The 24806-nt window shown below is 59.6% G+C and carries 21 protein-coding genes, 1 tRNA gene and 1 pseudogene; 18 read left to right on the forward strand and 5 right to left on the reverse strand.

From position 1 onward, the window contains the following. Window positions 1–292: 292 nt before the first annotated feature. The 9 genes from thrS (at window position 293) to C9383_RS03775 (ending at window position 7749) form a co-directional block, all read left to right on the forward strand. A complete protein-coding gene (gene thrS / locus C9383_RS03735) occupies window positions 293–2215 on the forward strand; it encodes a threonine--tRNA ligase (RefSeq protein ID WP_060756900.1) in 1923 nt (640 codons plus the stop codon). After that, window positions 2215–2766: a translation initiation factor IF-3 gene (gene infC / locus C9383_RS03740; RefSeq protein WP_174554058.1), complete on the forward strand. Its 552-nt coding sequence runs from the start codon at window positions 2215–2217 to the stop codon at window positions 2764–2766. Before thrS ends, infC begins: the two co-directional genes overlap by 1 nt. A gap of 60 nt (window positions 2767–2826) precedes the next feature. Then, complete coding sequence (rpmI, locus tag C9383_RS03745) at window positions 2827–3021, forward strand: 50S ribosomal protein L35 (protein WP_002553160.1); 195 nt, start codon at window positions 2827–2829, stop codon at window positions 3019–3021. 30 nt (window positions 3022–3051) lie between these two features. Beyond that, complete coding sequence (gene rplT / locus C9383_RS03750) at window positions 3052–3408, forward strand: 50S ribosomal protein L20 (protein ID WP_003174975.1); 357 nt, start codon at window positions 3052–3054, stop codon at window positions 3406–3408. 109 nt (window positions 3409–3517) lie between these two features. Continuing rightward, on the forward strand, window positions 3518–4534 hold the full coding sequence (pheS, locus tag C9383_RS03755; protein ID WP_034099107.1) for a phenylalanine--tRNA ligase subunit alpha: 1017 nt from the start codon (window positions 3518–3520) through the stop codon (window positions 4532–4534). Window positions 4535–4560: 26 nt separating this feature from the next. Then, on the forward strand, window positions 4561–6939 hold the full coding sequence (gene pheT / locus C9383_RS03760; RefSeq protein WP_090369854.1) for a phenylalanine--tRNA ligase subunit beta: 2379 nt from the start codon (window positions 4561–4563) through the stop codon (window positions 6937–6939). Between the two features lie 3 nt (window positions 6940–6942). After that, window positions 6943–7245 carry an integration host factor subunit alpha gene (ihfA, locus tag C9383_RS03765; RefSeq protein WP_002553164.1) on the forward strand — a complete coding sequence of 101 codons (303 nt, stop codon included), beginning with the start codon at window positions 6943–6945 and terminating at the stop codon, window positions 7243–7245. Then, window positions 7226–7582 (forward strand): MerR family transcriptional regulator, encoded by a 357-nt coding sequence (locus C9383_RS03770; RefSeq protein ID WP_003174972.1) that lies wholly within the window; start codon window positions 7226–7228, stop codon window positions 7580–7582. Before ihfA ends, C9383_RS03770 begins: the two co-directional genes overlap by 20 nt. A gap of 90 nt (window positions 7583–7672) precedes the next feature. Further along, window positions 7673–7749 (forward strand) — tRNA-Pro (locus C9383_RS03775). A 79-nt stretch (window positions 7750–7828) separates the two neighbouring features. Here C9383_RS03775 and C9383_RS03780 read toward each other — a convergent pair. Continuing rightward, a pseudogene (locus tag C9383_RS03780) lies at window positions 7829–8257 on the reverse strand (tyrosine-type recombinase/integrase); the annotation flags it as partial. A 540-nt stretch (window positions 8258–8797) separates the two neighbouring features. On the opposite strand from C9383_RS03780, the gene C9383_RS03790 reads away from it, so the two are divergent. Then, entirely contained in the window at window positions 8798–8998 is a 201-nt protein-coding gene (locus C9383_RS03790) for a hypothetical protein (protein ID WP_090369857.1), read from the forward strand. Window positions 8999–9742: 744 nt separating this feature from the next. On the opposite strand, the gene C9383_RS03800 is transcribed toward C9383_RS03790, so the two are convergent. Further along, on the reverse strand, window positions 9743–9940 hold the full coding sequence (locus C9383_RS03800) for an NADPH-dependent FMN reductase (protein WP_090369861.1): 198 nt from the start codon (window positions 9938–9940) through the stop codon (window positions 9743–9745). Between the two features lie 466 nt (window positions 9941–10406). Between C9383_RS03800 and C9383_RS03805 the strand changes: the two genes are divergently transcribed. Next, window positions 10407–11270: an amidohydrolase family protein gene (locus C9383_RS03805; RefSeq protein ID WP_090369863.1), complete on the forward strand. Its 864-nt coding sequence runs from the start codon at window positions 10407–10409 to the stop codon at window positions 11268–11270. A gap of 107 nt (window positions 11271–11377) precedes the next feature. On the opposite strand, the gene C9383_RS03810 is transcribed toward C9383_RS03805, so the two are convergent. Both C9383_RS03810 and C9383_RS03815 read right to left on the reverse strand, forming a co-directional pair. Continuing rightward, window positions 11378–12703 carry an LLM class flavin-dependent oxidoreductase gene (locus tag C9383_RS03810; protein WP_090369865.1) on the reverse strand — a complete coding sequence of 442 codons (1326 nt, stop codon included), beginning with the start codon at window positions 12701–12703 and terminating at the stop codon, window positions 11378–11380. Window positions 12704–12705: 2 nt separating this feature from the next. Next, window positions 12706–14898, reverse strand: coding sequence for a TonB-dependent receptor (locus C9383_RS03815; protein ID WP_090369868.1), 2193 nt, complete (start codon window positions 14896–14898; stop codon window positions 12706–12708). A 205-nt stretch (window positions 14899–15103) separates the two neighbouring features. Here C9383_RS03815 and C9383_RS03820 point away from each other — a divergent pair, with 205 nt between their 5' ends. The 7 genes from C9383_RS03820 (at window position 15104) to C9383_RS03850 (ending at window position 23636) form a co-directional block, all read left to right on the forward strand. Continuing rightward, window positions 15104–16183: a LacI family DNA-binding transcriptional regulator gene (locus tag C9383_RS03820; protein WP_090369870.1), complete on the forward strand. Its 1080-nt coding sequence runs from the start codon at window positions 15104–15106 to the stop codon at window positions 16181–16183. A 332-nt stretch (window positions 16184–16515) separates the two neighbouring features. Then, window positions 16516–18909, forward strand: a complete 2394-nt coding sequence (locus C9383_RS03825) for a TonB-dependent receptor plug domain-containing protein (protein WP_090369872.1) — start codon at window positions 16516–16518, stop codon at window positions 18907–18909. A gap of 25 nt (window positions 18910–18934) precedes the next feature. Then, window positions 18935–19900, forward strand: coding sequence for an amino acid ABC transporter permease (locus tag C9383_RS03830; RefSeq protein WP_090369874.1), 966 nt, complete (start codon window positions 18935–18937; stop codon window positions 19898–19900). Next, window positions 19893–20666, forward strand: coding sequence for an amino acid ABC transporter ATP-binding protein (locus C9383_RS03835; protein WP_060756885.1), 774 nt, complete (start codon window positions 19893–19895; stop codon window positions 20664–20666). The genes C9383_RS03830 and C9383_RS03835 overlap by 8 nt, the downstream gene beginning before the upstream one ends. Before the next feature lie 18 nt (window positions 20667–20684). Continuing rightward, complete coding sequence (locus tag C9383_RS03840) at window positions 20685–21608, forward strand: ABC transporter substrate-binding protein (RefSeq protein ID WP_090369875.1); 924 nt, start codon at window positions 20685–20687, stop codon at window positions 21606–21608. A 10-nt stretch (window positions 21609–21618) separates the two neighbouring features. Then, window positions 21619–23202 carry a flavin monoamine oxidase family protein gene (locus C9383_RS03845; RefSeq protein WP_090369878.1) on the forward strand — a complete coding sequence of 528 codons (1584 nt, stop codon included), beginning with the start codon at window positions 21619–21621 and terminating at the stop codon, window positions 23200–23202. An 11-nt stretch (window positions 23203–23213) separates the two neighbouring features. Then, window positions 23214–23636 (forward strand): RidA family protein, encoded by a 423-nt coding sequence (locus C9383_RS03850; protein WP_060756882.1) that lies wholly within the window; start codon window positions 23214–23216, stop codon window positions 23634–23636. A 41-nt stretch (window positions 23637–23677) separates the two neighbouring features. Here C9383_RS03850 and C9383_RS03855 read toward each other — a convergent pair whose 3' ends face one another. Continuing rightward, entirely contained in the window at window positions 23678–24718 is a 1041-nt protein-coding gene (locus tag C9383_RS03855; protein ID WP_090372346.1) for an SDR family oxidoreductase, read from the reverse strand. Between the last annotated feature and the right edge of the window lie 88 nt (window positions 24719–24806).

Consider the following 24806-nt stretch of genomic DNA (forward strand, 5'->3'; position numbering starts at 1 on the left):
CTTTCGCGACCATAAAGCCTGGAATTTGCTATTGCATGAAGAGGCGCCAGCACGATGACCGTTCATCTGTGCTAGCATCCGCCTCCTGGCTATTCCAAGGCGCGCCATTTGCCGCCTCGCCATGTCTTTTTAGCTCACTCCAGTCACTCTGGTTCGATTATCGGTTGGCCGAAAGGCTCCTGCCGCTGTAAGGCAGGCGTTCATCACTGAACGGCCTGGTGTTGGATCTTGTACTGGCTCATCCCAACCCACGTGACCTTTGGTAGGGGTCACCACTAGGAGAGGAGGCGCCATGCCAACTATTACTCTTCCCGACGGCAGTCAACGTTCATTCGATCATTCGGTTTCCGTAGCCGAGGTCGCCGCATCCATTGGTGCGGGCCTTGCCAAGGCCACCGTGGCCGGCAAGGTCGACGGCAAGCTGGTTGACGCCAGCGACCTGATCACCCGCGATGCCAGCCTGCAAATCATCACGCCCAAGGATCAAGAGGGGCTGGAGATCATTCGCCACTCTTGCGCACACTTGATTGGCCATGCGGTCAAGCAACTGTATCCGACCGCGAAGATGGTCATCGGCCCGGTCATCGACGAAGGCTTCTATTACGATATCGCCTACGAGCGTCCTTTTACTCCGGACGACCTCGCGGCCATCGAGCAGCGCATGCATGCGCTGATTGAAAAAGATTACGACGTGATCAAGAAGGTCACGCCGCGCGCCGAAGTGATCGACGTGTTCACTGCCCGTGGCGAAGACTACAAGCTGCGCCTGGTCGAAGACATGCCGGACGAGCAGGCCATGGGCCTGTACTACCACGAAGAATACGTCGACATGTGCCGTGGTCCGCATGTGCCGAACACGCGCTTCCTGAAGTCGTTCAAGCTGACCAAGTTGTCCGGCGCCTACTGGCGTGGTGATGCGAAGAACGAGCAGCTGCAGCGGATCTACGGCACTGCGTGGGCTGACAAGAAGCAGCTGGCAGCCTACATCCAGCGCATCGAAGAAGCCGAAAAACGCGATCACCGCAAGATCGGCAAGCGCCTGAACCTGTTCCACCTCCAGGAAGAAGCGCCGGGCATGGTGTTCTGGCACCCGAACGGCTGGACTCTGTATCAGGTGCTTGAACAGTACATGCGCAAGGTCCAGCGCGAAAACGGCTACCTGGAGATCAAGACGCCTCAGGTCGTTGATCGCAGCCTGTGGGAGAAATCCGGGCACTGGGCCAACTATGCCGACAACATGTTCACCACCCAGTCGGAAAACCGCGACTACGCCATCAAGCCGATGAACTGCCCTTGCCACGTGCAGGTGTTCAACCAGGGCCTGAAGAGCTACCGCGAGCTGCCGATGCGCCTGGCGGAGTTTGGTGCCTGCCACCGTAACGAGCCCTCGGGTGCGCTGCACGGCATCATGCGTGTGCGCGGCTTCACTCAGGATGACGCCCATATCTTCTGCACCGAAGAGCAGATGCAGGCGGAATCCGCCGCGTTCATCAAGCTGACCATGGACGTTTATCGCGATTTCGGCTTTACCGAAGTCGAGATGAAGCTGTCCACTCGTCCGGAAAAACGCGTCGGTTCCGACGAGCTGTGGGATCGCGCAGAGTCGGCACTGGCCGCAGCGCTCGACAGTGCGGGGCTTGCGTACGATCTGCAGCCGGGTGAGGGCGCGTTCTACGGTCCGAAGATCGAGTTCTCGCTGAAAGATTGCCTTGGTCGCGTCTGGCAGTGTGGTACCCTGCAGCTCGATTTTAACCTGCCGATCCGTCTGGGCGCCGAATACGTCTCCGAAGACAACAGCCGTAAACACCCGGTTATGTTGCACCGGGCGATCCTCGGTTCGTTCGAACGGTTCGTCGGGATCCTGATCGAGCACTACGAGGGTGCGTTCCCGGCGTGGCTTGCTCCGACCCAGGCAGTGATCATGAATATCACTGATAAACAGGCAGATTTTGCCGCTGAAGTTGAAAAAACTCTCAACGAAAGCGGGTTTCGTGCCAAGTCCGACTTGAGAAATGAAAAGATCGGCTTTAAAATCCGCGAGCATACCTTGCTCAAGGTTCCCTATCTTTTGGTTATTGGAGACAGGGAAGTCGAGATGCAGACTGTCGCTGTGCGTACTCGTGAAGGTGCTGACCTGGGCTCGATGCCCGTCGCCCAGTTCGCTGAGTTCCTCGCGCAAGCGGTTTCCCGGCGTGGTCGCCCAGATTCGGAGTAATTATTATTAAGCGTGAAATGAGACAAGATAAACGAGCTGCACCGAAAGCCCCGATCAACGAGAATATCTCGGCACGCGAGGTTCGGTTAATTGGCGCTGACGGCGAGCAGATTGGCATCGTCTCGATTGATGAAGCGCTTCGTATCGCTGAAGAGTCCAAATTGGACCTGGTGGAAATCTCCGCCGACGCAGTCCCGCCTGTTTGCCGGGTGATGGACTACGGCAAGTCGATCTTCGAAAAGAAGAAGCAGATTGCTGCGGCGAAGAAGAACCAGAAGCAGATTCAAGTAAAAGAAATCAAGTTTCGTCCAGGGACGGAGGAAGGGGATTACCAGGTAAAACTGCGCAACCTGGTACGTTTCCTGAGTGATGGGGACAGGGCCAAGGTATCCTTGCGATTCCGCGGCCGTGAGATGGCCCACCAGGAGCTGGGGATGGAACTCCTCAAGCGGGTTGAACAAGACCTGCTCGAGTACGGTTCGGTCGAACAGCATCCTAAGATGGAAGGACGCCAGCTGATCATGGTCATCGCCCCGAAAAAGAAGAAGTAATCAACAGGGCACGGCAGGCCTTCTGATTATGTTTATCAACTGAATGCGGAGTATCCGAACATGCCAAAGATGAAGACTAAAAGTGGTGCTGCTAAGCGGTTTCTGAAAACTGCTAACGGTATCAAGCACAAGCACGCTTTCAAGAGCCACATCCTGACCAAAATGTCGACCAAGCGTAAGCGTCAACTGCGCGGTAGCAGCTTGCTGCATCCGTCTGACGTGGCAAAAGTCGAGCGCATGCTGCGCCTTCGTTAATTTTTGGATCAAGAATAGAGGAAGTAACTCATGGCTCGTGTAAAGCGTGGCGTCATTGCCCGTAAGCGTCACAAAAAAATTCTGAAACTTGCTAAAGGCTACTACGGCGCGCGTTCACGCGTATTCCGTGTTGCCAAGCAAGCGGTAATCAAGGCAGGCCAATACGCCTACCGTGACCGTCGTCAGAAAAAACGTCAGTTCCGCGCTCTGTGGATCGCTCGTATCAATGCTGGTGCTCGTGTTAACGGTCTGTCCTACAGCCGTTTCATCGCTGGCCTGAAAAAAGCGTCCATCGAAATCGACCGTAAGGTTCTGGCTGAACTGGCCGTGAACGAAAAAGCGGTGTTTGCTGCGATTGTCGAGAAAGCTAAAGCCACCTTGGCTTAAGTACCCCCGACAGTCACCTTGGGCTGCTCCTGCAGCCCAAGGTGGTAAACGTCTTAAATAGGGGAAGAGCCTTCAAGCTCTTCCCCTATTTTGTATCTGGAGTCTGTACATGGAAAACCTGGACGCGCTCGTCGCTCAAGCTCTTGAGGCTGTGCAAAGCGCTGAAGATATCAATGCCCTGGAGCAAATCCGGGTTCACTACCTTGGCAAAAAGGGTGAATTGACTCAGGTGATGAAGACCCTGGGAAATTTGCCGGCTGAAGAGCGCCCACAAGTCGGTGCGCTGATCAACGTCGCCAAGGAGCGTGTCACAGAGGTTCTCAATGCGCGCAAGGCGTCGCTCGAAGAGGCTGACCTTGCAGCCAAGCTCGCGGCCGAGTCCATTGACGTAACCTTGCCTGGCCGTGGCCAGGCCTCGGGCGGTCTGCATCCGATCACCCGGACTCTGGAACGTATCGAACAGTTCTTCACCCATATCGGCTACGGCATTGCCGAAGGCCCTGAGGTCGAAGACGACTATCACAACTTCGAGGCGCTCAACATCCCAGGCCATCACCCGGCCCGGTCGATGCACGACACCTTCTATTTCAACGCGAACATGCTGTTGCGCACCCATACCTCGCCGGTACAGGTCCGCACCATGGAAGCGAACAAACCGCCGATCCGCATCGTCTGCCCAGGCCGTGTGTACCGTAGCGACTCGGATATCACCCACTCGCCGATGTTCCACCAGGTCGAAGGCCTGCTGGTCGATCGCGACATCAATTTCGCCGACCTCAAAGGCACTATCGAAGAGTTCCTGCGGGTGTTCTTCGAGAAAGAGCTGGCGGTGCGCTTCCGTCCTTCGTTCTTCCCGTTCACAGAGCCATCCGCCGAAGTTGATATGGAATGCGTGATGTGCAGTGGTAAAGGCTGCCGCGTCTGCAAGCAGACCGGCTGGCTGGAAGTGATGGGCTGCGGCATGGTGCACCCTAACGTGCTGCGCATGTCCGGGATCGACCCGGAAGAGTTCTCGGGCTTTGCCTTCGGCATGGGCGTTGAGCGTCTGGCCATGCTGCGTTACGGCGTGAACGACTTGCGTCTGTTCTTCGACAACGACTTGCGGTTCCTCGCGCAATTTCGCTAGTCGTAACGAATCTTTAGGAGAGCAGGATGAAATTCAGTGAACAATGGCTGCGTGGCTGGGTAAGCCCGCAGGTAGATCGCGACGAGCTGGTTGCCCGTCTGTCGATGGCCGGCCTTGAGGTCGATAGTGTGACGCCGGCCGCCGGTGTTTTCAGCGGCGTGGTGGTGGGCGAGGTGTTGAGCACCGAGCAGCATCCCGATGCCGACAAATTGCGTGTGTGCCAGGTCAGCAATGGCGCCGAAACCTTCCAGGTCGTGTGCGGGGCACCGAATGTGCGCCCGGGCCTGAAGATTCCGTTCGCGATGATCGGTGCTCAATTGCCCGGCGACTTCAAGATCAAGAAGGCCAAACTGCGCGGTGTCGAGTCCAACGGCATGCTGTGCTCCCAGGCTGAACTGCAGGTGGGCGAAGGCAATGATGGCCTGATGGAACTGCCGGCTGATGCGCCGGTGGGCCAGGACATCCGCGTTTACCTGGAGCTGGAAGATGCCAGCATCGAGGTCGACCTGACTCCGAACCGTGGCGACTGCCTGTCCCTGGCGGGCCTGGCGCGTGAAGTCGGCGCGTTGTACAACGCACCCGTCACGCGCCCGGTTGTAACCCCGGTAGCGGCAGTGCACGACGAAGTGCGTTCCATTGAAGTGCTGGCGCCAAAAGCTTGCCCACGTTACCTGGGGCGTGTGGTCCGTAACGTCGACCTGTCCAAGCCAACCCCATTGTGGATGGTTGAGCGTCTGCGCCGTGCCGACGTGCGCAGTATTGATGCTGCCGTCGACATCACCAACTACGTGATGCTGGAGTTGGGCCAGCCGCTGCACGCCTTCGATCTCGCCGAAATCAACGGTGGTATCCGCGTACGCATGGCTGAGGAAGGCGAAAAGCTGGTTCTGCTCGACGGCCAGGAAGTTGCCTTGCGTGCCGATACCCTGGTCATCGCTGACCATTCCCGCGCCCTGGCGATTGCCGGCGTGATGGGGGGCGAGCACAGCGGCGTGTCTGCGACCACTCGCGATGTTTTCCTGGAAAGCGCGTTCTTCGATCAGATTGCTATCGCTGGCAAGGCGCGTTCCTACGGCCTGCACACCGACGCTTCGCATCGCTACGAGCGTGGCGTGGACTGGAAGCTGGCCCGTGAAGCCATGGAGCGTGCTACTGGCCTGCTGCTGGAAATCACCGGAGGCGAAGCCGGTCCGATCACTGAAACCGTCAGTGAGCAGCACCTACCTTCTGTTGCGCCGATCACCCTGCGTGCCAAAAGCGTTGAACAGATGCTTGGCCTGGTCATTGACCCCGCTGAAATCGAGCAACTGTTGTCGGCCCTCGGCCTGGGCATTTCCTCGAGTGGGGAAGGCCAGTGGCGCGTTGAAGTGCCGAGCCATCGCTTCGATATCAGCCTGGAAGTTGACCTGATCGAAGAACTGGCCCGCCTGTACGGTTACAACCGCTTGCCGGTTCGTTATCCGCAAGCACGCCTGGCGCCGCAACCCAAGGCCGAGGCGCGTGCGCACCTGCCTGAGCTGCGTCGTCTGCTGGTCGCCCGTGGCTATCAGGAGGCGGTAACCTACAGCTTCATCGATCCGAAACAGTTCGAACTGTTCAACCCAGGTGTTGAACCGCTGCTGCTGGCTAACCCGATCTCCAACGACATGGCGGCCATGCGTTCGTCGCTGTGGCCGGGTCTGGTGAAAGCACTTTCGCACAACCTGAACCGTCAGCAAGATCGCGTGCGCATGTTTGAAAGCGGCTTGCGGTTTGTGGGGCAACTGGACGGGCTGAAGCAAGAGCCGATGCTGGCCGGTGTCGTCTGCGGTAGTCGCTTGCCGGAAGGCTGGGCGCAAGGCCGCGATGCCGTGGACTTCTTCGACGTTAAAGCTGATGTGGAAGCGGTATTGGGCTTCGCCGGTGCGCTGGGCGACTTTACGTTCGTGCCAGGCAGCCACCCGGCGTTGCACCCAGGCCAGACCGCGCGCATCGAGCGAGAAGGGCGCCTGGTGGGCTTCCTGGGGGCCATTCACCCGGAGCTGTCGAAAACCCTGGGCCTTGATCGTCCGGTCTTCGTGTTCGAGCTGGTCCTGGCTGAAGTGGCTTCGGGCAAAATGCCTAAATTCAGCGAGTTGTCGCGCTTCCCTGAAGTGCGTCGCGACCTGGCCCTGATCGCTGACCGTGAAGTCGCCGCCACTGCCGTTCTGGATGTAATCCGTGAAAATGCAGGGGAATGGCTGACAGACCTCAGGCTATTTGACGTCTATCAGGGTAAAGGTATTGATCCGCATAGAAAAAGCCTTGCAGTTGGCTTGACCTGGCAGCATCCATCGCGCACTCTTAATGACGATGAGGTGAATACCACGACACAAAATATCCTCACCTCGCTCGAACAAAGGTTGAACGCCACGTTAAGGAAGTGACGTATGGGGGCTTTGACGAAAGCTGAGATGGCGGAACGTCTGTACGAAGAGCTGGGTCTGAACAAGCGCGAGGCCAAGGAATTGGTCGAGCTGTTTTTTGAAGAAATCAGGCACGCTCTGGAAGACAATGAGCAGGTCAAGCTGTCCGGTTTCGGCAATTTTGACCTGCGGGACAAACGCCAGCGGCCTGGCCGCAATCCAAAAACGGGAGAAGAAATCCCGATCACGGCTCGCCGTGTGGTCACCTTTCGTCCAGGGCAGAAGTTGAAGGCCCGAGTTGAGGCTTATGCTGGAACCAAGTCATAACGACGAGCTACCCGTCATCCCAGGCAAACGCTACTTCACCATTGGTGAAGTCAGCGAACTCTGTGCGGTAAAACCGCACGTGTTGCGCTATTGGGAGCAGGAGTTTCCTCAACTCAACCCCGTCAAACGCACCGGGAACCGTCGGTATTATCAGCGCCAGGACGTGCTGATGATCCGACAGATCCGTGCCTTGCTGTACGACCAGGGGTTCACCATCAGCGGCGCGCGTCAGCGTATGTCCGGTGATGAAGCCAAAGACGACACCACCCAATACAAGCAACTGATCCGCCAGATGATCTCCGAACTCGAAGATGTGCTGGTGGTTTTGAAGAAGTAATTCCGGCTTTTAAAATACTTCCACATTTCAAAAGCTTGCGGTATATTCCTCATCGCTTCGTTGCGAAGCGAACCCAGTAACACGCCTAGTCGGGGCGTAGCGCAGTCCGGTAGCGCACTAGCATGGGGTGCTAGGGGTCGAGTGTTCGAATCACTCCGTCCCGACCATATATTTCAATGATTTAGGCCAATGTTCACAGCATTGGCCTTTTTCATGTGCGTGACATTTGCGTGACTTGTCCAATTTTCACGCCTGCTTCCTCTTCAAAATTGTCAGGACCGGTCCTCGCGAATCGGTTGCTGATACCATGTTCGCAGCTTCGATCAGATGCCCGAGCTCAGCGCCCGAGTAACGACTGGTGATGCTGCCGTTCTTGTGTCCAAGCAGTGCCTTGCGGTCTTCCTCGGTTACGCCCGCTGCACGCAGTCGGCGGCCAAACGTGTGTTTGAGATCATGGGTCCTTATGGATGCATACCCAGGGTGAGCGGGGCGAAGGTTTTCCTCCTGCCAGAGTTTCGCCGCTCTCACCCGTGCCTTCTTCCAGGCCGAGTCGTTCATACGGTGCGTCGCGGTTCCGTTGTATGGGAAAACCCATTCCTTGCTGATACCGCGCTGCTTTTCAATGATCGACCTGGCCACGCTATTCAGCACCACCAGGGTTTCCCGCGAGCGCTTGAACCAGTACCAAGCTCGGGCAACGCGCGGCACGCTGTAGCTGTCGCCCAGGCGCTGCAGTTTGATGAATGCCACCGGCATCTTGCCGTTATCGTCGCTGAATGCCTGCTCGAACTGAGCCTGCATTGTCTGTGTCATGGCCTTGGCCCCTGTAGATGAAGACGTAGGCGAACCAGAGGGTGGCGATCATGGCGTCACCCGGCGCGCCCACTGGGCGTACGGACCGTGCTCCGTATTCGTATGGGTGGCCATCCAGATCGCTATCCATATGCCATCCCTTCAACTCAAGGCCTTTTGTTTTCGTCCATTGAATGTATGGCGCAGGGTCTTCGCCACCGCCGAAGCTTGGAATATCGAGGTGATACCACTAGCCGCCCTTGTCACGCTCTACGGCAGCCGGCTGGTTCAGACATGACTGCTCCTTTGCTGCTATAGCGGCTGACTTTAAAGGGGGAGGGAATTTTCAAAAGTTGTACGTGGTCTAGGTTGTTGTACAACTATTTCTGGTAGCATTCACTTCGTACCACAGGTGCTCAGACCATGATCAACAATGACGATCTTCGATTTGAATCACACAAACATCTGCTCGAAATTGATGCCTCAGTAGCCGAATTGATGAAGCTCGTTGCCTCCCGAAAGACGGCAGGCGTCGAATGGGTTCAAGCGATCGCTCGTTACGATGCTGCTCACTCCAAGTGGGTGAAGTTTCTTCTGGATGCGGCAATTTCGAACAAGTCTTAACAGACCACATAACGAGATTTCATAACCGTCAGGCAGGCCGGTCACGGGGCCGCTGAGGTAATCCCGCTTCACGAAAAGTGCTTGCCGGGCGATGCCCGGGAGGTGGTTAGGTTTAGAGAGTCGGCTACAGTTCGAAGATGATCCCTAAGGACAGATCTATGACATGCTTTATTTGCGGCGAAAAAGCGCTCGCAACCGATGTTGGCAAGGATTACGAAGAAAGAATTTGTCAAAAATGCGGGCACTATCGAATCACGAGCGCGGCGCTCAGTCTGCTGAGGTCTCGCGATTGGAGCTTCGATGAGGAGTTGGTCAGAGCTTGGCTTGAGCAGCAAAAGCGTCGTGGATTTATACCTACCATAGATGATCACCAGGCAAGTCGATTGATCCGCGTTTAGACCGCCTCATCCTGGCCCTCAGTCATCCGCACTCAACAGTGCAAAGAAAGCTTCAATTTTGTTTTCTGTAGGCATGGGGTAGTCCTTGCCGGGCCATGCCCGGGCGGTGGAGTGGGGGGGGGGCGACGATATTTGCCGACGTTATGCATCACCTGTTGGGAGTTTTTCCCAGAGGAGCAATGCATGGCACATCTCACAGAGTGGTTGATGTTACTCAGTGCGTTAATCAGCCTGGCAACTGAAATCCTTCGGTGTCGGAGCGGCAGCAAGCGGAAGGAATGATAAAAAGCGGTAAGAAGATGGGCCTCCCCTGAACGGGAGGCCCATTCTTTCGTCTATCCGGCAGTCAGATAATCGAGCGTAGCGCCATGATGGTCTCGGGGGGATCCTCGAACAGGTCCGGGTTGAAGTGTGGCAATTCTCCGATGCCTTCGTAATGTGTGATCAATATCCCTTCGGGGCAGAGACGCTCCGCTGCTCGTAACAAAATTGAGTTGGAAGAGGCCTGACGCAGACTTCCCGAGACAGCGAGCAAACGCGCCATTTCAACACCGTTCGTGGTTTAGGAGTCGCTGGAGTTTGGCACGAGAGCTTGGTCGGGTCAGGCGTAAACTTTCCATTCGCGGTAGGCGTCGCGGCCGCTGCCGTTCCGGGAGATGAACGCTGGGCCCTCTATTTGGTTTATTTAATTAACTAGCTGTCGGTTTTAGATGCCGGGAACGGCCTCGTCAATGTTGAGTCAGCCTGATTTTTAATGATCTGATGTCGCCTAAAATTGCAAGGTTTGCGAGCTTATGAGGAGGGGCGCCGGAGTCAAGGCGAGTCAGTCGGTTTGATCTGCTGCAAAAAATAATTAATTGACGTAACTAATTTGAACAGCTAATTTCGCCTCAACAAAACGGTAGACGCGCCAAAAAACCGAGGCGCCGCATGCCGGTATCGATCCGGATCGGCAACTGGCGAATGTTCGCCGCTAGCTTGCCGTTTGCCTGACTGTTGAAGGAGCTGAAATGAACATCGCCGATCTGGTCGCTATCGATGTGCACACCCATGCCGAGTTCTCCTGTCATGAACCGGATGATGACTATCGCATCGAGTTCGAAGACGCTAAACGCAAATACTTCAAATCCGGTTCACCACCCCCCATCGACGAAACCATTGCTTATTACCGTGAGCGCAAGCTTGGCCTGGTGATGTTCACCGTGGACTGGGAGTTCGAGATCGGGCGCAGGCGGGTGCCCAACGAAGAGGTGGCTCGTGCCGCTCAGGACAACGCTGACATGATGATGGCGTTCGCCAGTGTGGATCCCCATAAAGGAAAAATGGGGGTTCGGGAAATGCGCCGTCTGATCGAGGACTTCGGCATCAAGGGGTTCAAGTTTCATCCGACCTGCCAGGGTTTTTTCCCGAACGATCGCATGGTCTATCAACTGTACGAGGTCATTGCGGAATATGGCTTGCCGGCCATTTTCCACAGTGGCCATTCAGGTGTCGGCAGTGGCATGCCGGGGGGAGGAGGGTTGCGCTTGAAATACTCCAACCCTATGCACCTGGACGATGTCGCAGCGGACTTCCCCGAGATGAAAATCATCCTGGCGCACCCCTCATGGCCTTGGCAGGATGAGGCACTGTCGGTGTGCCTGCACAAACCGAATGTCTACATCGACCTGTCGGGGTGGTCGCCCAAGTACTTCCCACCTCAGTTGGTGCAGTACGCCAATACCTTGCTGAAACATAAGATGTTGTTTGGTTCTGACTATCCGTTGATTACCCCGGATCGCTGGATGAAGGATTTCACCCAGGCCGGTTTTAAAGAGGAAGTCCATGCTTTGATTCTGAAAGAGAATGCGATCAAGGTGCTCGGCCTTGGGTGACGGCATTTTTTCAGCAAGGCCATCTCATCCACGAATGCCGCCATCGACAGCGTTTTTGACTTCAATGGCTTTAGGCTGCAGGCGGTTCTGGCAGACAAATCCCCATGTCAGGTCCTTTCAAAACGATTGGCAGGGCGCGCCAAACCGAGGTTTTCACGCAGGGTAGAGCCGGTGTATTCGGTGCGGAAAAGGCCACGCCGTTGCAGTTCGGGCACCACCCACCGGGCGAAATCTTCAAGCCCGCCCGGCAGGTGCGGTACCAGGATATTGAAACCATCGGCCGCGTTGTTTTCGAACCAGTGCTGCAGCTCATCGGCGATCTGCCCAGGTGTGCCAATCACGCTGTAATGCCCGCGGCCACCGGCAATGCGCCGGCCCAGTTGCGCCAGGGTCAGGTGCTCGCGACTGGCTAGCTCGCTGAGCAGTTGCTGACGGCTGCGCTGGCCGCTGTCGGTCAAGGGCAACTCGGGTAGTGGCCCGTCGAGGGGGTAGCCCGACAGGTCAAAATTGCCCAGCATGCGCCCCAGTAATGCCACGCCGACTTGCGGCTCGACCAGCGCCTGGAATGCCTCGAATTTCGCCTGCGCCTGGGCTTCGGTCTGCCCGACCACGACAAACATGCCCGGCATGATTTTCAGCGAATCCTGCGCGCGCCCGTAGCTTTCCAGGCGCCCTTTGAGGTCGGCGTAAAATGCCTGGGCCTGTTCCAGTGACGTTTGCGCGGTAAACACCACCTCGGCGGTTTGCGCCGCCAACTCACGACCGGTTTCTGATGAGCCCGCCTGCACAATCACGGGCTGGCCCTGTGGCGAGCGCGCCACATTCAGTGGGCCTTTGACGCGAAAGTGCTCGCCGACGTGATCCAGCACATGCCGCTTCGCCGGGTCGTAGTAGGTGCCGCTGGCCTTGTCGCGCACGAAGGCATCGTCTTCCCAACTGTCCCACAGCCCGGTCACTACCTGATGAAATTCCCGCGCACGGCTGTAGCGTTCAGCATGGCCCAGATGTTCGTCGCGGCCGAAATTCTGCGCCTCGGCGGCAGCGTCGGAGGTCACCAGGTTCCAGCCCGCCCGCCCGTTGGACAAGTGATCCAACGAGGCGAATTTACGCGCTACATGGTAGGGCTCGTTGTACGTGGTGGTCGCTGTCGCGATCAGGCCGATGTGGTCGGTCACGGCACTCAGCGCCGACAGTAAGGTCAGCGGCTCAAAATGGTCCGAACGCGCCATATGACTGGCAATCTCGCCCGTGGCCGCTGCAATGCTGTCAGCCACGAACAAGGCATCGAATTTTGCCGCTTCGGCCACGCGTGCCAAATGTTTGTATTGGGCGAAATCCAGCCCGGCATTGGCCGGTACATCCGGGTGACGCCAGGCGGCGACGTGGTGACCGGTGGCCATGAGAAAGGCGCCGAGCTTCAGTTGACGGCTCATGCTCAGAAGTCCTTGCGCAGTTGCACGCCGAAGTAACGTTCATCGTCACGGGGCACGGCGCGGTAGATGTAGTTGCCACCGCTGGCCAGCAGCGGCGAGTAGGACTTGTCGGCAAGGTTCTTGGCGAGGAGGGCGACGCGCCAGCCATGGCTGTAGTCGGCCAGGGCGATGCTGGCATTCCAGATCCCGTAGGCGCCTTGTCGGGTGTCGACGTTCTGGCTGATGTCGTACTGCACTTCGCTCTGCCAGCTGTAGTCGGTACCCAGTTCGATATCCAGGCCGTTGTCCAACGGGATGCTGTAGTCGGCGCGTATGTAGCTTTTCCAGTCCGGGCTGAAGGGTAATGGCTTGCCATTGACGTTGCAGGTTGCCGCTGCGCCGGCCGGGCAGGCGAACTCATCGATGCGCGCACGGGTATACGCCAGGGCGCCGGAGAGTTTGAGCTGTTGGGTGGCCTGCAAGGCGTAATCCAGCTCGACACCTTCAGTGCTGACGCTGCCGGCGTTGATCAAGCGTGTCACGACCTGGCCGGCAACCGTGTCAAAGAAGTTGGCCTGATAGTTGTCGTAGTCGCTGTGAAACACCGCCAGGTTGGTCGTCAGGCGGTTGTTCCAGGCCGTGGCCTTGACCCCGGCTTCCCAGGTGTTGGAGGTTTCTGGCTTGAGCGCGCTGGTGTCACGCGGTTGCATATTGAAAAACACGTTGTACGCCGGGCCTTTGTAGCCACGCGAGTAGGTCAGGTAACTGGTGAGGTTGTCGCTGATGTCGTACTGCACGCCGAGGCGGCCGGACCATCCATCCTCGTTCACCGAGCCCGAACTGGACGTGGCGGGTTGAATCCCGCTGACCGTGGTGGCCGAGGTGGAGGCACGACGGTGAGCATATTTCAGCTCGTCGTGGGTGTAGCGCAGGCCGGCGATGCCGCGAAAGCGCGAGGTGAAGTTCAGCGTGGTCTCGCCGAATACCGCACTGCTGTCGCTGGTGGTGCTGTAGTCGGCGACGCCACGGTCGGTGCGCGACGGAGTCGTCAGTGTACGCTGATAGGTTTCTTCATCCTTGCCGTGCATGTAGAACAGGCCACCGACGTATTCAAGAAACTCACCTTTGGGTGAGGCCAGGCGCAGTTCCTGTGAGTATTGATCGAACGCCAGCTCGCCTTTGTCGGCGGTGCCGGGGAACGGGGCAGTCACCGTGCCCAGGCGGTCACCGTCCTGGTACTGAGTGTTATCCCAGCCGCGCCACGCGGTGATCGAGGTCAGGGTGTAGTCGCCAAGGTTCCAGTCCAATTGGGCCGAAAGCCCCTTGTTGGTGTCTTCCACATGGCTGCGAGTGTCGGTGTTGATGTCGCGGTTGTCGCCGGAAGCGCGCACCGGCGCCAGCGCGTTGGCGAACGCCGGGGTCAGGGACTTGCTCACCACGCCGTTTGGCGCGTCGTCGTGGGACTGCATGTAGTCGGCGATCAGGGTCAATTTCACGTCGTCGTTGGGGGTAAATTCCAACTTGCCGCGGATGCCCTTGTGGTTGTAACCGTTTACTTCTTGCCCGTTATGCTTGTTGTCGACATTACCGTCGTAGCTGCCGAACAAGGTGCTGATCGACCCCTTGAGCACATCCGGCACCAGGCTGCCGCCGATGCCGAAACGGGTGCGGCTTTCGTTGCCGCTGTACCAGGACTGGTCGATATAGCCGTGGGGTTCGGCGCTGGGCGCTTTGCTGGTGATGTTCAGCACACCGGCCGACGCGTTTTTACCGAACAGTGTGCCTTGCGGGCCGCGCAGCACTTCGACGCGCTCCAGGTCCAGCAAGTCCAGGGTGACCTGGCCGGGGCGGGCGTAGACCACGCCGTCGATCACCGTAGCCACCGTCGGCTCGACACCGGGGGAGGTGGAGATGGTGCCCACGCCGCGCACGAATAGCGAGGTGTCCTTGTTCGAGGCGCCGGTGCGGAAGTTCAGCGACGGTACCTGCTGGGCAATACTGGCCACACCGTTGCGGTTGTCACGCTCCAGTTGTTCGCCATCCAGCACGGAGACGGCCACTGGGATTTTCTGCAGCGATTCTTCACGGCGCGTGGCAGTGACGGTCACGGCGTTGAGCGTCGGTTCCTGCTCGTCGGCCGCAAATGCGCCCGGCAAGGGCAGCATGGTGAGGCCGGCGAGAAACAGCAGTTGAGAGTGTCTTGGAAAGTTGTACATGCTTTGCCCGCTCAAAAAATGCCCTGGACCGTTACCGTTCTACGACGGTAACGCCTGTGAAATCGTCTTTGGCATTCGCTCGAGCGAGTAGCAGACATAACGCTTTGTTAGCGCTAACATCGGCATTATTGTTGGGCGCGTTTTAGAACGTCAAATATTTAAAAACTAGCCCTATATTCTTTTTGGTTTTTATCAGGATGGCCTTGTGAGCGAAGAGAAACCGCGTAAACGTCGTGGTGCAGGGCGCGTTACCCTCAACACCGTCGCCCGGCAGGCAGGCGTGTCGGCGATCACCGTGTCACGCTATTTCAACCAGCCGGAGCAAGTCTCGGTGGAGCGCCGCGAACGCATTGCCGAGGTGGTGGCCGAGTTGGGTTACGTGCCCAACCTGGTCGCTGGCGGGCTGGCGTCGGCTCGAGGGCGCATCGTGGCGATGGTGATCCCGAATATTTCCGGGCCGATCTTCGCCAATACTCTACAGGGGGTCAGCGACACCCTCGCTCAGCATGGTTATCAGCTCTTGTTGGCGTCGAGTTACTTCAGTGCCGAGCAGGAAGAACGGGCGGTGCGCGCATTCCTCGGTTGGTCGCCGGCGGCGCTGGTGCTGACGAGCCGTTTTCACAGTGCCGGCACCGAAAAGATGATCGCCGACGTCGATATTCCAGTGGTGGAAACCTGGGATTACGTGCCCGAGCGCGAACCGTTACAGATCGGCTTCTCCCATTACGAAGTGGGCGTCACCGCTGCGCGTTACCTGCACGGCCAGGGCTACCGCCGCATTGCTTTTGTACAGAACAGCGCCACCGGTGACTTCAGTGCGATGGAACGAGGTGAAGGTTTTGCCGCGACGCTGATCGAGCTGGGCGTGCAACCCAGAGTCTTTACCCCCGATGCCGGCAGCGCTCCGTTCGAAGCCGGCAAGCAGGCAATGAACGCGCTCATGCGCCACGCCACGCCGCCTGATGCAATCTTCTTTGCCAATGACAACCTGGCCGCCGGCGGATTGCTCGCCGGTCAGCGCGCCGGTGTGAACATCCCCCAGGACTGCGCGGTGCTGGGTTTCGGCGATTACCCGTTCGCCGAAATGCTGTTGCCCAGCCTGAGTACGATCAAGCCGCCCGCATTGGAGATAGGTGTTCTGGCTGCGACCCGCGTGCTGGAAAGTCTCGGCGTACTGCCGGTTGAACATGAGGTGCAACGATTGAGTCGGTTGGAGTGCCACTTGATCGAACGCGAAAGCACGCGAGTATCACCAGGACTTAGATCATCCATAAAACATTCTTAATATGAATAAAGATTTTTATAAATAATAAAATTAGAGAATATTAGCTTATACCAAAACAGCATTGTATTTTTGAAATCCATTCCGTTATGTTTGGACTCAACAGCCTACCCCTGACCCCGGATGGTACCCAGCGTGATTCAGATTCCGCGCACCATGCCAGGGTGATCAACCCCTGAGCCCGCCGCGAATCGTTGGAAGGGAGCTCAACCCATGTTGCTGATTCAACCCCCTCGCCACACCTAGTCCAAACCGCCGAAACACCTTCTGACACCGCGCCGTCACCACGACGGCGTGTCTGCCCGACTTCGCGATTTGGAAATGCTGGAGTGGATATGAAACAAGTCTTGCAACCCACCGCCGCGCTGGCACTGGCCATGCTGGCCAACGCTGCACAAGCCCAGGACGACAGTACCCTGTCCACGGTGGTCGTCACCGGCAACCGTGGCGCCGAGCAGCGTACGGTCACCAGCAGCCCGGTGCCTATCGATGTGCTCAGCGCCCAGCAGTTGCAGAGCACCGGCAAGCCCGGCCTGATGGAAGCCCTGAGTGCGGTCATTCCGTCGCTCACCCTGCCGGAAAAAACCGGCTGGGACGCCAGCGGCATTGCCCGTGCGCCCAATCTGCGTGGCCTGAGCGCCGCCGAGGTGCTGGTGCTGGTCAATGGCAAGCGCCGCCATACCAGCGCCACGTTGAACATCAACGGTATCAACACGGGGGCGGCGCCGGCTGATCTGGACCTGATCCCCATCAGCGCCATCGACCATGTGGAAGTCCTGCGTGACGGCGCCGCCGCCCAGTACGGTTCCGATGCCATTGCCGGCGTGATCAACGTGATTCTCAAGGCCGACACCAGCGGCACCTCGGTCACCAACATCGGCCAGGGTTACGACGGCAAGAAGCAGACCGTGCAGCAAAGCCTCAACAAAGGCTTCGAGATCGGTGACGGCGGTATCCTGCAACTGGCGCTGGATGCGCGCAGCCAGAATGACGACAACAAAGCCAGCGCCAACGGCTACACCTATGAGCAGGCGTATGGCCTGGCGGGCAAGGCTACTTATGGCGGCTACGGCACGCCCAAGACCAACCTGCTGACCCTGGGCTACAACGCCGAGCTGCCGGTCGATGACAGCCTCAGCCTGTACTCCTTCACCACCTATTCGCGGCGCAAGGCCGAGCAGGGCCAGAACTTTCGCCTGCCGACCATCACCAACACCATCACCACCGGGCCCAATGGTTACCCGGCCGGTTACACGCCTACCTGGTACATCGACGAGGACGATTTCCAGGCGGCCTTCGGCGGCAAAGGCAGCGTCGGTGAGTGGAACTGGGACTTGTCCACCACCTACGGGCGCAACGAAGCGGAGCAGGGCACCACGCATAACCAGAACCCGTCCCTGGGTGAAGCCACGCCGAACAGCTTCACCTCCGGCACCTGGGTTTCCACCGAGCTGACCACCAACCTCGACTTCAAGCGCGGTTTCGATATCGGCCTGCAAAAGCCGCTTGATCTGTCCTACGGCTTCGAGCATCGACGCGACACGTATGAGGTGCAGGCCGGTGACTACGCCTCCTATGCCAACGGCGGCTACTGCGTGGCGCCGGGTAATTGCGCCTCGTCCGGGGCCCAGGTCACCAACGGCATTTCGCCGGCGGAAGAAAGCAGCGCCTCGCGCAACAGCCTGGCCAGTTACGTCGATGTGGGGTTCAACCCGCTGCCGGACTGGTACGTCGGCACGGCCTTTCGTTATGAGCATTACAACGAAGGCGTGGGCGCCACCCGCAGCGGCAAGTTGACCACCCGTTACGATTTCACGCCGCAACTGGCCGTGCGGGCCACGGTCAGCAATGGTTTTCGTGCGCCGTCCCTGGCCAACAGCCTGTTCAGTGCGCGTTCCACCACATACGGCGTGGTTGATGGTGTGTACCAATCGATCAACTACGGCGTATTGCCGGTGGGCTCGGCGGCGGCCAAAGCCCTCGGTGCGCAGGACCTCAAGCCCGAGCGCTCGACCAACTTCAGTCTCGGTTTCACCTTCACGCCCTCCGACCGCTTGAACTTCACCGCCGATGCCTACGTGATCAACTTGCGCGACCGCATCACCCTCACCGGCACCTTGCTCGGCCCCGAAGTCACCCAGGTGTTGCAGAACAACGGCATCAATTCCACGTCCGGCGGCCAGTACTTCATCAACGGTGCCGACACCCGTACCAAGGGGCTCGACCTGGTGGGTAACTACAACCAGGACCTCGGCCAATTCGGCGCGTTGAAATGGACGGCGGCGTTCAACTGGAACCAGACCCGGATCCTCAATTACCAGGCATCCACCACCATTCTGGGCACCGCCTACGATCTGATGGATCGACAGGCCCGCAACCTGATCACCGGTGTGCAACCCAATACCAAGCTGATCCTGGGCGGCGACTGGAGCATCGACCGTTTCAACCTCAACCTGGCGTTGACCCGCTACGGGTCGTACAAGGAGGTCAACTCCTCGGCCAATCGTGACCTCGACCGAGTCTACAACGCCCGCTGGATCACCGACCTCGACCTTGGCTACAACCTCACCAAAGCCCTGAACATCGCCGTCGGCGCCAAGAACCTGTTCGACCTCTACCCCAAGAAACAAGGCGTGCCGAGCAGCACCATGCTCGCCAGCTACGGCACCTATTCGCCCTACGGCTTTACCGGCGGGTACTACTACACCCGTTTGACCTACGCCTTCTAACGCCTGCACGAGCGAGGAACAGAACATGCCGATCGTCGCCAAATCCTATGACCTGATTGATCAGGCCGGCCCGGTTCGCCAGGCCCGCGTCACCCCGCCGATCAAGGCCCTGCAGGTGGTGCCCGCCCGGCATCCCTGGCGCTGGGCCGGGTCGATATTCGCCGCATTGGTGCTACTCGCCATTGTGCATTCCCTGGCCACCAACCCGCGTTGGGAGTGGGGGGTGTTCGGCCAGTGGTTCTTCTCGCCGTCGGTGCTGCGCGGCTTGGGCCAGACCTTGCTGCTGACGCTGCTCAGTACTGTGTTCAGCGTCATCCTCGGCACCGCGCTGGCGTTGGCGCGGCTGTCGGGGTCGCCGCTGCTGGCGGCGTTGGCCTGGGGCTACATCTGGTTCTTCCGCTCGATACCGGCACTGCTGGTGCTGATCATCCTCTACAACTTCGCCTATCTGTATGACCACATCGTGCTCGGTGTGCCGTTCACCGAGGTGGTGTTCGCCGAGTGGTCGACGGTGGATGTGCTCAGCCAATTCACCGTAGCGGTGCTGGGCTTGAGCCTGATGCAGGCGGCCTATGCGGCGGAGATCATTCGCGGCGGCCTGATCGGTGTCGACGCCGGCCAGCATGAGGCGGCGGCAGCCCTGGGCCTGCCCGCCTCGCGGCGCATCTTTCGCATCATCCTGCCCCAGGCGCTGCGCTCGATCCTGCCGTCGGGTTTCAACGAAATCATCGGCCTGGTCAAGGGTACTTCCATCGTTTACGTGCTGGCCTTGCCCGAGCTGTTCTACACCGTGCAGGTCATCTACAACCGCACCCAGGCGGTCATCCCGCTGCTGATCGTGGCGACCGTGTGGTACCTGATCATCACTACCGTGCTCACCAGCGCCCAGTACTACGTCGAGCGCCACTTTGCCCGTGGCACCGCGCGCGTATTGCCGCCCACGCCGCTGCAACGCGTGCGCGGCTGGTTCAAGGAGAAAACCCATGGCTGAGGCACGCGCCGGGCGCATTCAGATCCAGGGCGTGGGCAAGCGCTTTGGCCACCAGCAGGTCTTGCGGGATATCGACCTGACCATCGACCCGGGCAAAGTCACGGTGATCCTCGGGCCCTCCGGCTCGGGCAAATCCACGTTGCTGCGCACCATCAACCATCTGGAGAAGATCGACAGCGGGCATATCACCATCGATGGTGAATACGTCGGCTATCGACGCCAGGGCGACCTGCTGTTTGAGCTCAAGGAACGCGAGATTCTCAAGCGTCGTCTCGACGTCGGTTTCGTGTTCCAAAACTTCAACCTATTCCCGCACCTCACCGCCTGGGAAAACATCGCCGAAGCGCCTCTGGCCCACAAGCGCTGGAGCAAGACGGAGGCGCCGGCCAAGGCGGCCGCGATGCTGGCCAAGGTCGGCCTGGCGGACAAAGCCGATGCCTATCCACGCCAGCTCTCCGGCGGCCAGCAACAGCGGGTCGCCATTGCGCGAGCCTTGGCGCTGGACCCCAAGGTGCTGCTGTTCGATGAGCCGACTTCGGCGCTCGACCCGGAGTTGGTAGGCGAAGTACTCGACGTGATCAAGGGCCTGACCCAACTGGGCGTGACCCTGGTGATCGTCACCCACGAGATCGGTTTCGCCCGCGAAGTGGCCGACCACGTGGTGTTTCTCTGCGACGGTCAACTGATCGAAGAAGGCCCGCCCGAACAGATCTTCCGCCAACCCCGACATCCCCGCACCGTGGCCTTTCTCGGCAAAGTGCTTTAGTTCAAGGAGTGACTGCCCATGCTCATCCACACCGCCCGCCTGGTCTTGCTCACGCTCGCCGTCGGCACCGCGCATAGCGCGTACGCCGTGCAACAGGTCGACCTCAGCCCCGACCGCGTGCGCATTCATGCGCCGCGAAATGAAGCCGCCATCGCGCAGATCCCGCCGGGCTTCAAGTTCGCCCAGCCGGGCAAGTTCACGGTGGCCGTGTCCGGCGTGGCCGGGCCACCCCTGGCGCTGCTGGCCAATGATGACAAGACCACCATCGGCAGCGAAGCCGACACCGCGCAGCTGGTCGCTGACAGCTTGGGCCTGCAGCTCAACGTGGTGCAGACCAGTTGGGAAGACTGGCCCCTGGGCGTCAGCTCGGGCAAATACGACGCGGTGATCAGCAACGTCACCGTGACCGAGGCGCGCAAGAAGCGTTTTGACTTCGCTACATATCGCCAGGATGTGCTCGGGTTTTATGTGAAGAGCACCAGCCAGATCAGCCAGATCAAGCAGGCCTCGGACATTGCCGGGCTGAAGATCATTGTCGGCTCCGGTACCAACCAGGAAAAAGTCCTGCTGGCCTGGAACGAAGCCAATGAAAAGGCCGGCATCAAGCCTGCGTTGTTGCAGTACTTCGACGACCAGGCCGCCGCCCAGTTGGCGGTGCAGTCGGGGCGCAGCGATGCGTTGTTCGGGCCCAATTCGGTGTATGCCTATTCGGCGGCGATCACCGGCGGCATCAAGCGTGTCGGCACCGTGAATGGCGGCTGGCCGCTGCAGGCGGATATCGCCGTGACCACCCGCAAGGACAACGGTCTGGTCAAGCCGATCCACACTGCGTTGGAGGGCGCCATTGCCGGTGGTCAATACGAACAGGTGCTGCAACGTTGGGGCCTGGATGTGGAGCGTGTCGACCAGTCGCGGATCAACCCACCGGGCCTGCCGGACTAGGAGCAACGACATGGGACTGACACGACGTGAAGCACTCTCGACGATTGCCGCGATAGGCGGTGAGCATGCCGTCAAGGATGCCCTGGCGGTATTGGGCCTGGGGCCTTCGTCGCACCGCCGGCCGCAACCCCTGAAACTCAACGCAGGCTTGGGGCAGGGCACCCGCGTGCTGGTGCTCGGCGCCGGTATCGCCGGGCTGGTCAGCGCCCTGGAACTGAGCCGCGCCGGGTTCAGCGTGCAAGTGCTGGAGGCTCGCGAGCGAGTCGGCGGGCGCACATGGACAATCCGTAACGGCGACCGCGTGGACTACCTGGACGGCCGTACGCAAACCGCCGCCTTTGACCAAGGCCACTACTTCAATGCGGGGCCGGCGCGGATTCCCAGCCAGCATCGCACGATACTCGACTATTGCAGCGAGCTGGGGGTGCCGCTGGAAGTGCTGGTCAACAGCAGCCATGGCGCCCAGGTGCGGCCGGACCTGCAACAGCCGGCGTTCACGGTGGGCCAGGCGATCAACGACACGCGTGGACACCTGTCCGGTTTGCTGGCCAAGGCGGTGCAACGCGATGCCCTCGATGATGTCTTGAGCGGCGAAGAACGCACCCGGTTGCTGGCGTTCTTGCAGGTGTATGGCGACTTGTCCCAGGAACTGACGTTCGAAGGCACGCTTCGCTCAGGCCACCTGGACTCACCGGCCCATCCCGGCGCCCTGCCCGCCAGCCGCAATCCGCTGGCGCTGGAGCGGCTGCTGCACCCCGAACTCTGGGGCGCGTTGTTGCACACCGAATTTCCGGAATTCTCGGCCACCATGTTCCAGCCCGTGGGCGGCATGGACCGCATCACCGAGGCGTTCTACCAGCGCGTGAGTGGGCAGGTGCAGCTGGGCGCCCAGGTGCGGCAGATCCGCCAGCTTGAAGACGGTGTGGCGGTGACCTACCACGACTCGCGCAGCGGGCGCGAACAGGTGGTGCGGGCTGATTATCTGGTCTCGACCTTGCCGCTGCCGCCCCTGGCCAGGCTCGATACCGACTTCAGCGCGCCGATCAAGGCCGCCTTGCGCAGCACGCGTAGCGATCAGGCGACCAAGGTGGCGTGGCAATCGCCGCGCTTCTGGGAGACCGACTACCGCATCTATGGCGGCCTCTCGTGGATCGAACACCCGGCACGCCTGCTGTGGTATCCGAGCAACGACCTCAACACCCGTGAAGGTGTGTTGGTGGCCGGTTACGTGACCGGGGAGGGCGCCGACGTATTTGGCGCACAGCCGTTGGCCCAGCAGTACGCCACCTCCAGGGACGCCGTGGAGTGGCTGCATCCGGGTTACTCCAGGCACCTGCGCCACCCGCTGGCGGTGTCGTGGGAGCAGATCCCCTACAGCGAAGGCCCCTGGCTGCAACGCGAACACTTCCCGGCCGACGCCAGCGCCTTGCTGGAGCAACCCCACGGCCGTGTGTATTTCGCCGGTGACGGCCTGGTGCAGAGCGGCGTGGGTATCTGGCAGGAATCGGCGGCCAACTCGGCGCGGCATGTGGTCGGGCAACTGGCTGAACGGGTGAGTCATCAACGACAGATGGCGGCAGTGGCCGCTTCATAAGGAGCAACACCATGAGCGACAGCATTCAACGCACCGGTCTCGGCGATTTCCCGATCTCGCAGACCGTCACCGTCCCCGCGTCGGCGAGCCTGGTGTTTGTCAGCGGTACCTTACCGGACCTGGTCGATCCTAACGTCCCGGCCGCCTACGGCAATACCGAAATACAGACGGTCTCGGTGTTCAACAAAATCCGCAGGATCTTGCGCCAACAAGACCTCGACCTGGGCGATATCGTGCAACTGCGCGTCTTTCTGGTGGGCGCCGAGGAAACCGCCGGGCAGTTGGATTTCGCCGGGCTGCAGCGCGGCTACACGCAATTTTTCGGCACGCCGGAGCAGCCCAACAAACCAACGCGCACCGCGTTGCAAGTGGTGGCCTTGCCGTTGCCCGGTGCGCTGGTAGAAGTGGAGGCGATTGCCGCGCGGACGGCATGATTCCATTCGCTGTTCACGGCTCTGTGCAGGGCCGTGACGCATCAGACCTTGTCTGTTGCGCCCTGGTTTTTGTTGAACCCGCCATGCTTGCGATACCAGGCCACGGTGTCGGAAAGGGTCTGCTCCAGCCCTCGAAACCTCAGGCCCAGCTCTTGTTCACTCTTGCGAGGGTTGAAGCCGGTGCGGTGCTCCTCTCTTACCAATAGGCGCACCGTCGCCATGCTCAGCAAAACCGGCTTGCCGGTCAGGCGCGCATACACTTCCTGCACCGCCGCCAACAGGTAGAGCACGGGCAGTGGCAGTTGCCGGGCAGGGGTTTTGACCTCGGCGATCCGGCCCAGGGCAGGCACCAACTGGCGCATGGTCAGGTTCCGACCGGCCGCGAGGTAGCGCTCGCCCCGTCGTCCGTTTTGCGCCGCGGCAATCAGAGCCCAGGCCACATCACGGGCATCGACCACGGAGAAGGTGCCGGGGATCAGCCCGGGCAACTTGCCGTTGACGACATCCTTGACCAATTGTCCCGAGGACGTCGGGCCGATATCACCCGGGCCCCACATCCAGCCCGGCAGCACCATGCAGGCAAACATCTGGGGATGCGTTTCAAGAAAGGTCAAAACCACACGGTCGGCGAGGATCTTGCTGCGGTAGTAGTCGTCCGCATCGGCTTCGGCGCGCAGGCATGTCTCATCGATAGCGGAGCCTGGGGCGCCGTCGAGCACGGCAATCGATGAGGTATGCACAAACCGGCGGACCCCCGCTCGGTAAGCCTGGTCAAGCAGGTCTCGCGTACCGGCGACATTGATTTTTTCGAGCGCTTCCCAATGGCTGCCGCCCTTGTAGTTGTCGCGAAAGAACGCTGCCGTATGAAACACCGTATCGCAGCCGCGCAACGAGGGGGCGAACGCGTCGATGTCGGCCATGTCGCCAACCACTAGTTGCACCGTGGGGAGGTCGTTGAACTGCTGCTCACCTTTGGCTTTTGAGCGGACAAGCGCTTTGACGGCGTAGCCACGTGCGACCAGTTCCCGCACCAGGTTGTTTCCCAGCAAGCCGGTTGATCCCGTAACGAATACGTTGCGCATCACCGCGTGTTCTGCGTCATGGTCGAGGCCCTTGGTCATACATTTCATTCCAATCGTTTCGAAGGGCGGTAGATATAACGCTGAGGCC

This window comes from Pseudomonas palleroniana, assembly GCF_003031675.1.
Classification (GTDB): domain Bacteria; phylum Pseudomonadota; class Gammaproteobacteria; order Pseudomonadales; family Pseudomonadaceae; genus Aquipseudomonas; species Aquipseudomonas palleroniana.

Excerpts from the sequence above, each read along its gene's own strand:
- C9383_RS03790 (WP_090369857.1), top strand. The coding sequence starts at position 8,798 with ATGATCAACAATGACGATCTTCGATTTGAATCACACAAACATCTGCTC.
- C9383_RS03770 (WP_003174972.1), top strand. The coding sequence starts at position 7,226 with ATGCTGGAACCAAGTCATAACGACGAGCTACCCGTCATCCCAGGCAAA.
- thrS (WP_060756900.1), top strand. The coding sequence starts at position 293 with ATGCCAACTATTACTCTTCCCGACGGCAGTCAACGTTCATTCGATCAT.
- C9383_RS03830 (WP_090369874.1), top strand. The coding sequence starts at position 18,935 with ATGCCGATCGTCGCCAAATCCTATGACCTGATTGATCAGGCCGGCCCG.
- pheS (WP_034099107.1), top strand. The coding sequence starts at position 3,518 with ATGGAAAACCTGGACGCGCTCGTCGCTCAAGCTCTTGAGGCTGTGCAA.
- C9383_RS03805 (WP_090369863.1), top strand. The coding sequence starts at position 10,407 with ATGAACATCGCCGATCTGGTCGCTATCGATGTGCACACCCATGCCGAG.
- rpmI (WP_002553160.1), top strand. The coding sequence starts at position 2,827 with ATGCCAAAGATGAAGACTAAAAGTGGTGCTGCTAAGCGGTTTCTGAAA.
- C9383_RS03845 (WP_090369878.1), top strand. The coding sequence starts at position 21,619 with ATGGGACTGACACGACGTGAAGCACTCTCGACGATTGCCGCGATAGGC.
- C9383_RS03850 (WP_060756882.1), top strand. The coding sequence starts at position 23,214 with ATGAGCGACAGCATTCAACGCACCGGTCTCGGCGATTTCCCGATCTCG.
- C9383_RS03825 (WP_090369872.1), top strand. The coding sequence starts at position 16,516 with ATGAAACAAGTCTTGCAACCCACCGCCGCGCTGGCACTGGCCATGCTG.
- C9383_RS03835 (WP_060756885.1), top strand. The coding sequence starts at position 19,893 with ATGGCTGAGGCACGCGCCGGGCGCATTCAGATCCAGGGCGTGGGCAAG.
- C9383_RS03810 (WP_090369865.1), bottom strand. The coding sequence starts at position 12,703 with ATGAGCCGTCAACTGAAGCTCGGCGCCTTTCTCATGGCCACCGGTCAC.
- C9383_RS03840 (WP_090369875.1), top strand. The coding sequence starts at position 20,685 with ATGCTCATCCACACCGCCCGCCTGGTCTTGCTCACGCTCGCCGTCGGC.
- ihfA (WP_002553164.1), top strand. The coding sequence starts at position 6,943 with ATGGGGGCTTTGACGAAAGCTGAGATGGCGGAACGTCTGTACGAAGAG.
- C9383_RS03855 (WP_090372346.1), bottom strand. The coding sequence starts at position 24,718 with ATGCGCAACGTATTCGTTACGGGATCAACCGGCTTGCTGGGAAACAAC.
- C9383_RS03800 (WP_090369861.1), bottom strand. The coding sequence starts at position 9,940 with ATGGCGCGTTTGCTCGCTGTCTCGGGAAGTCTGCGTCAGGCCTCTTCC.
- C9383_RS03815 (WP_090369868.1), bottom strand. The coding sequence starts at position 14,898 with ATGTACAACTTTCCAAGACACTCTCAACTGCTGTTTCTCGCCGGCCTC.
- pheT (WP_090369854.1), top strand. The coding sequence starts at position 4,561 with ATGAAATTCAGTGAACAATGGCTGCGTGGCTGGGTAAGCCCGCAGGTA.
- rplT (WP_003174975.1), top strand. The coding sequence starts at position 3,052 with ATGGCTCGTGTAAAGCGTGGCGTCATTGCCCGTAAGCGTCACAAAAAA.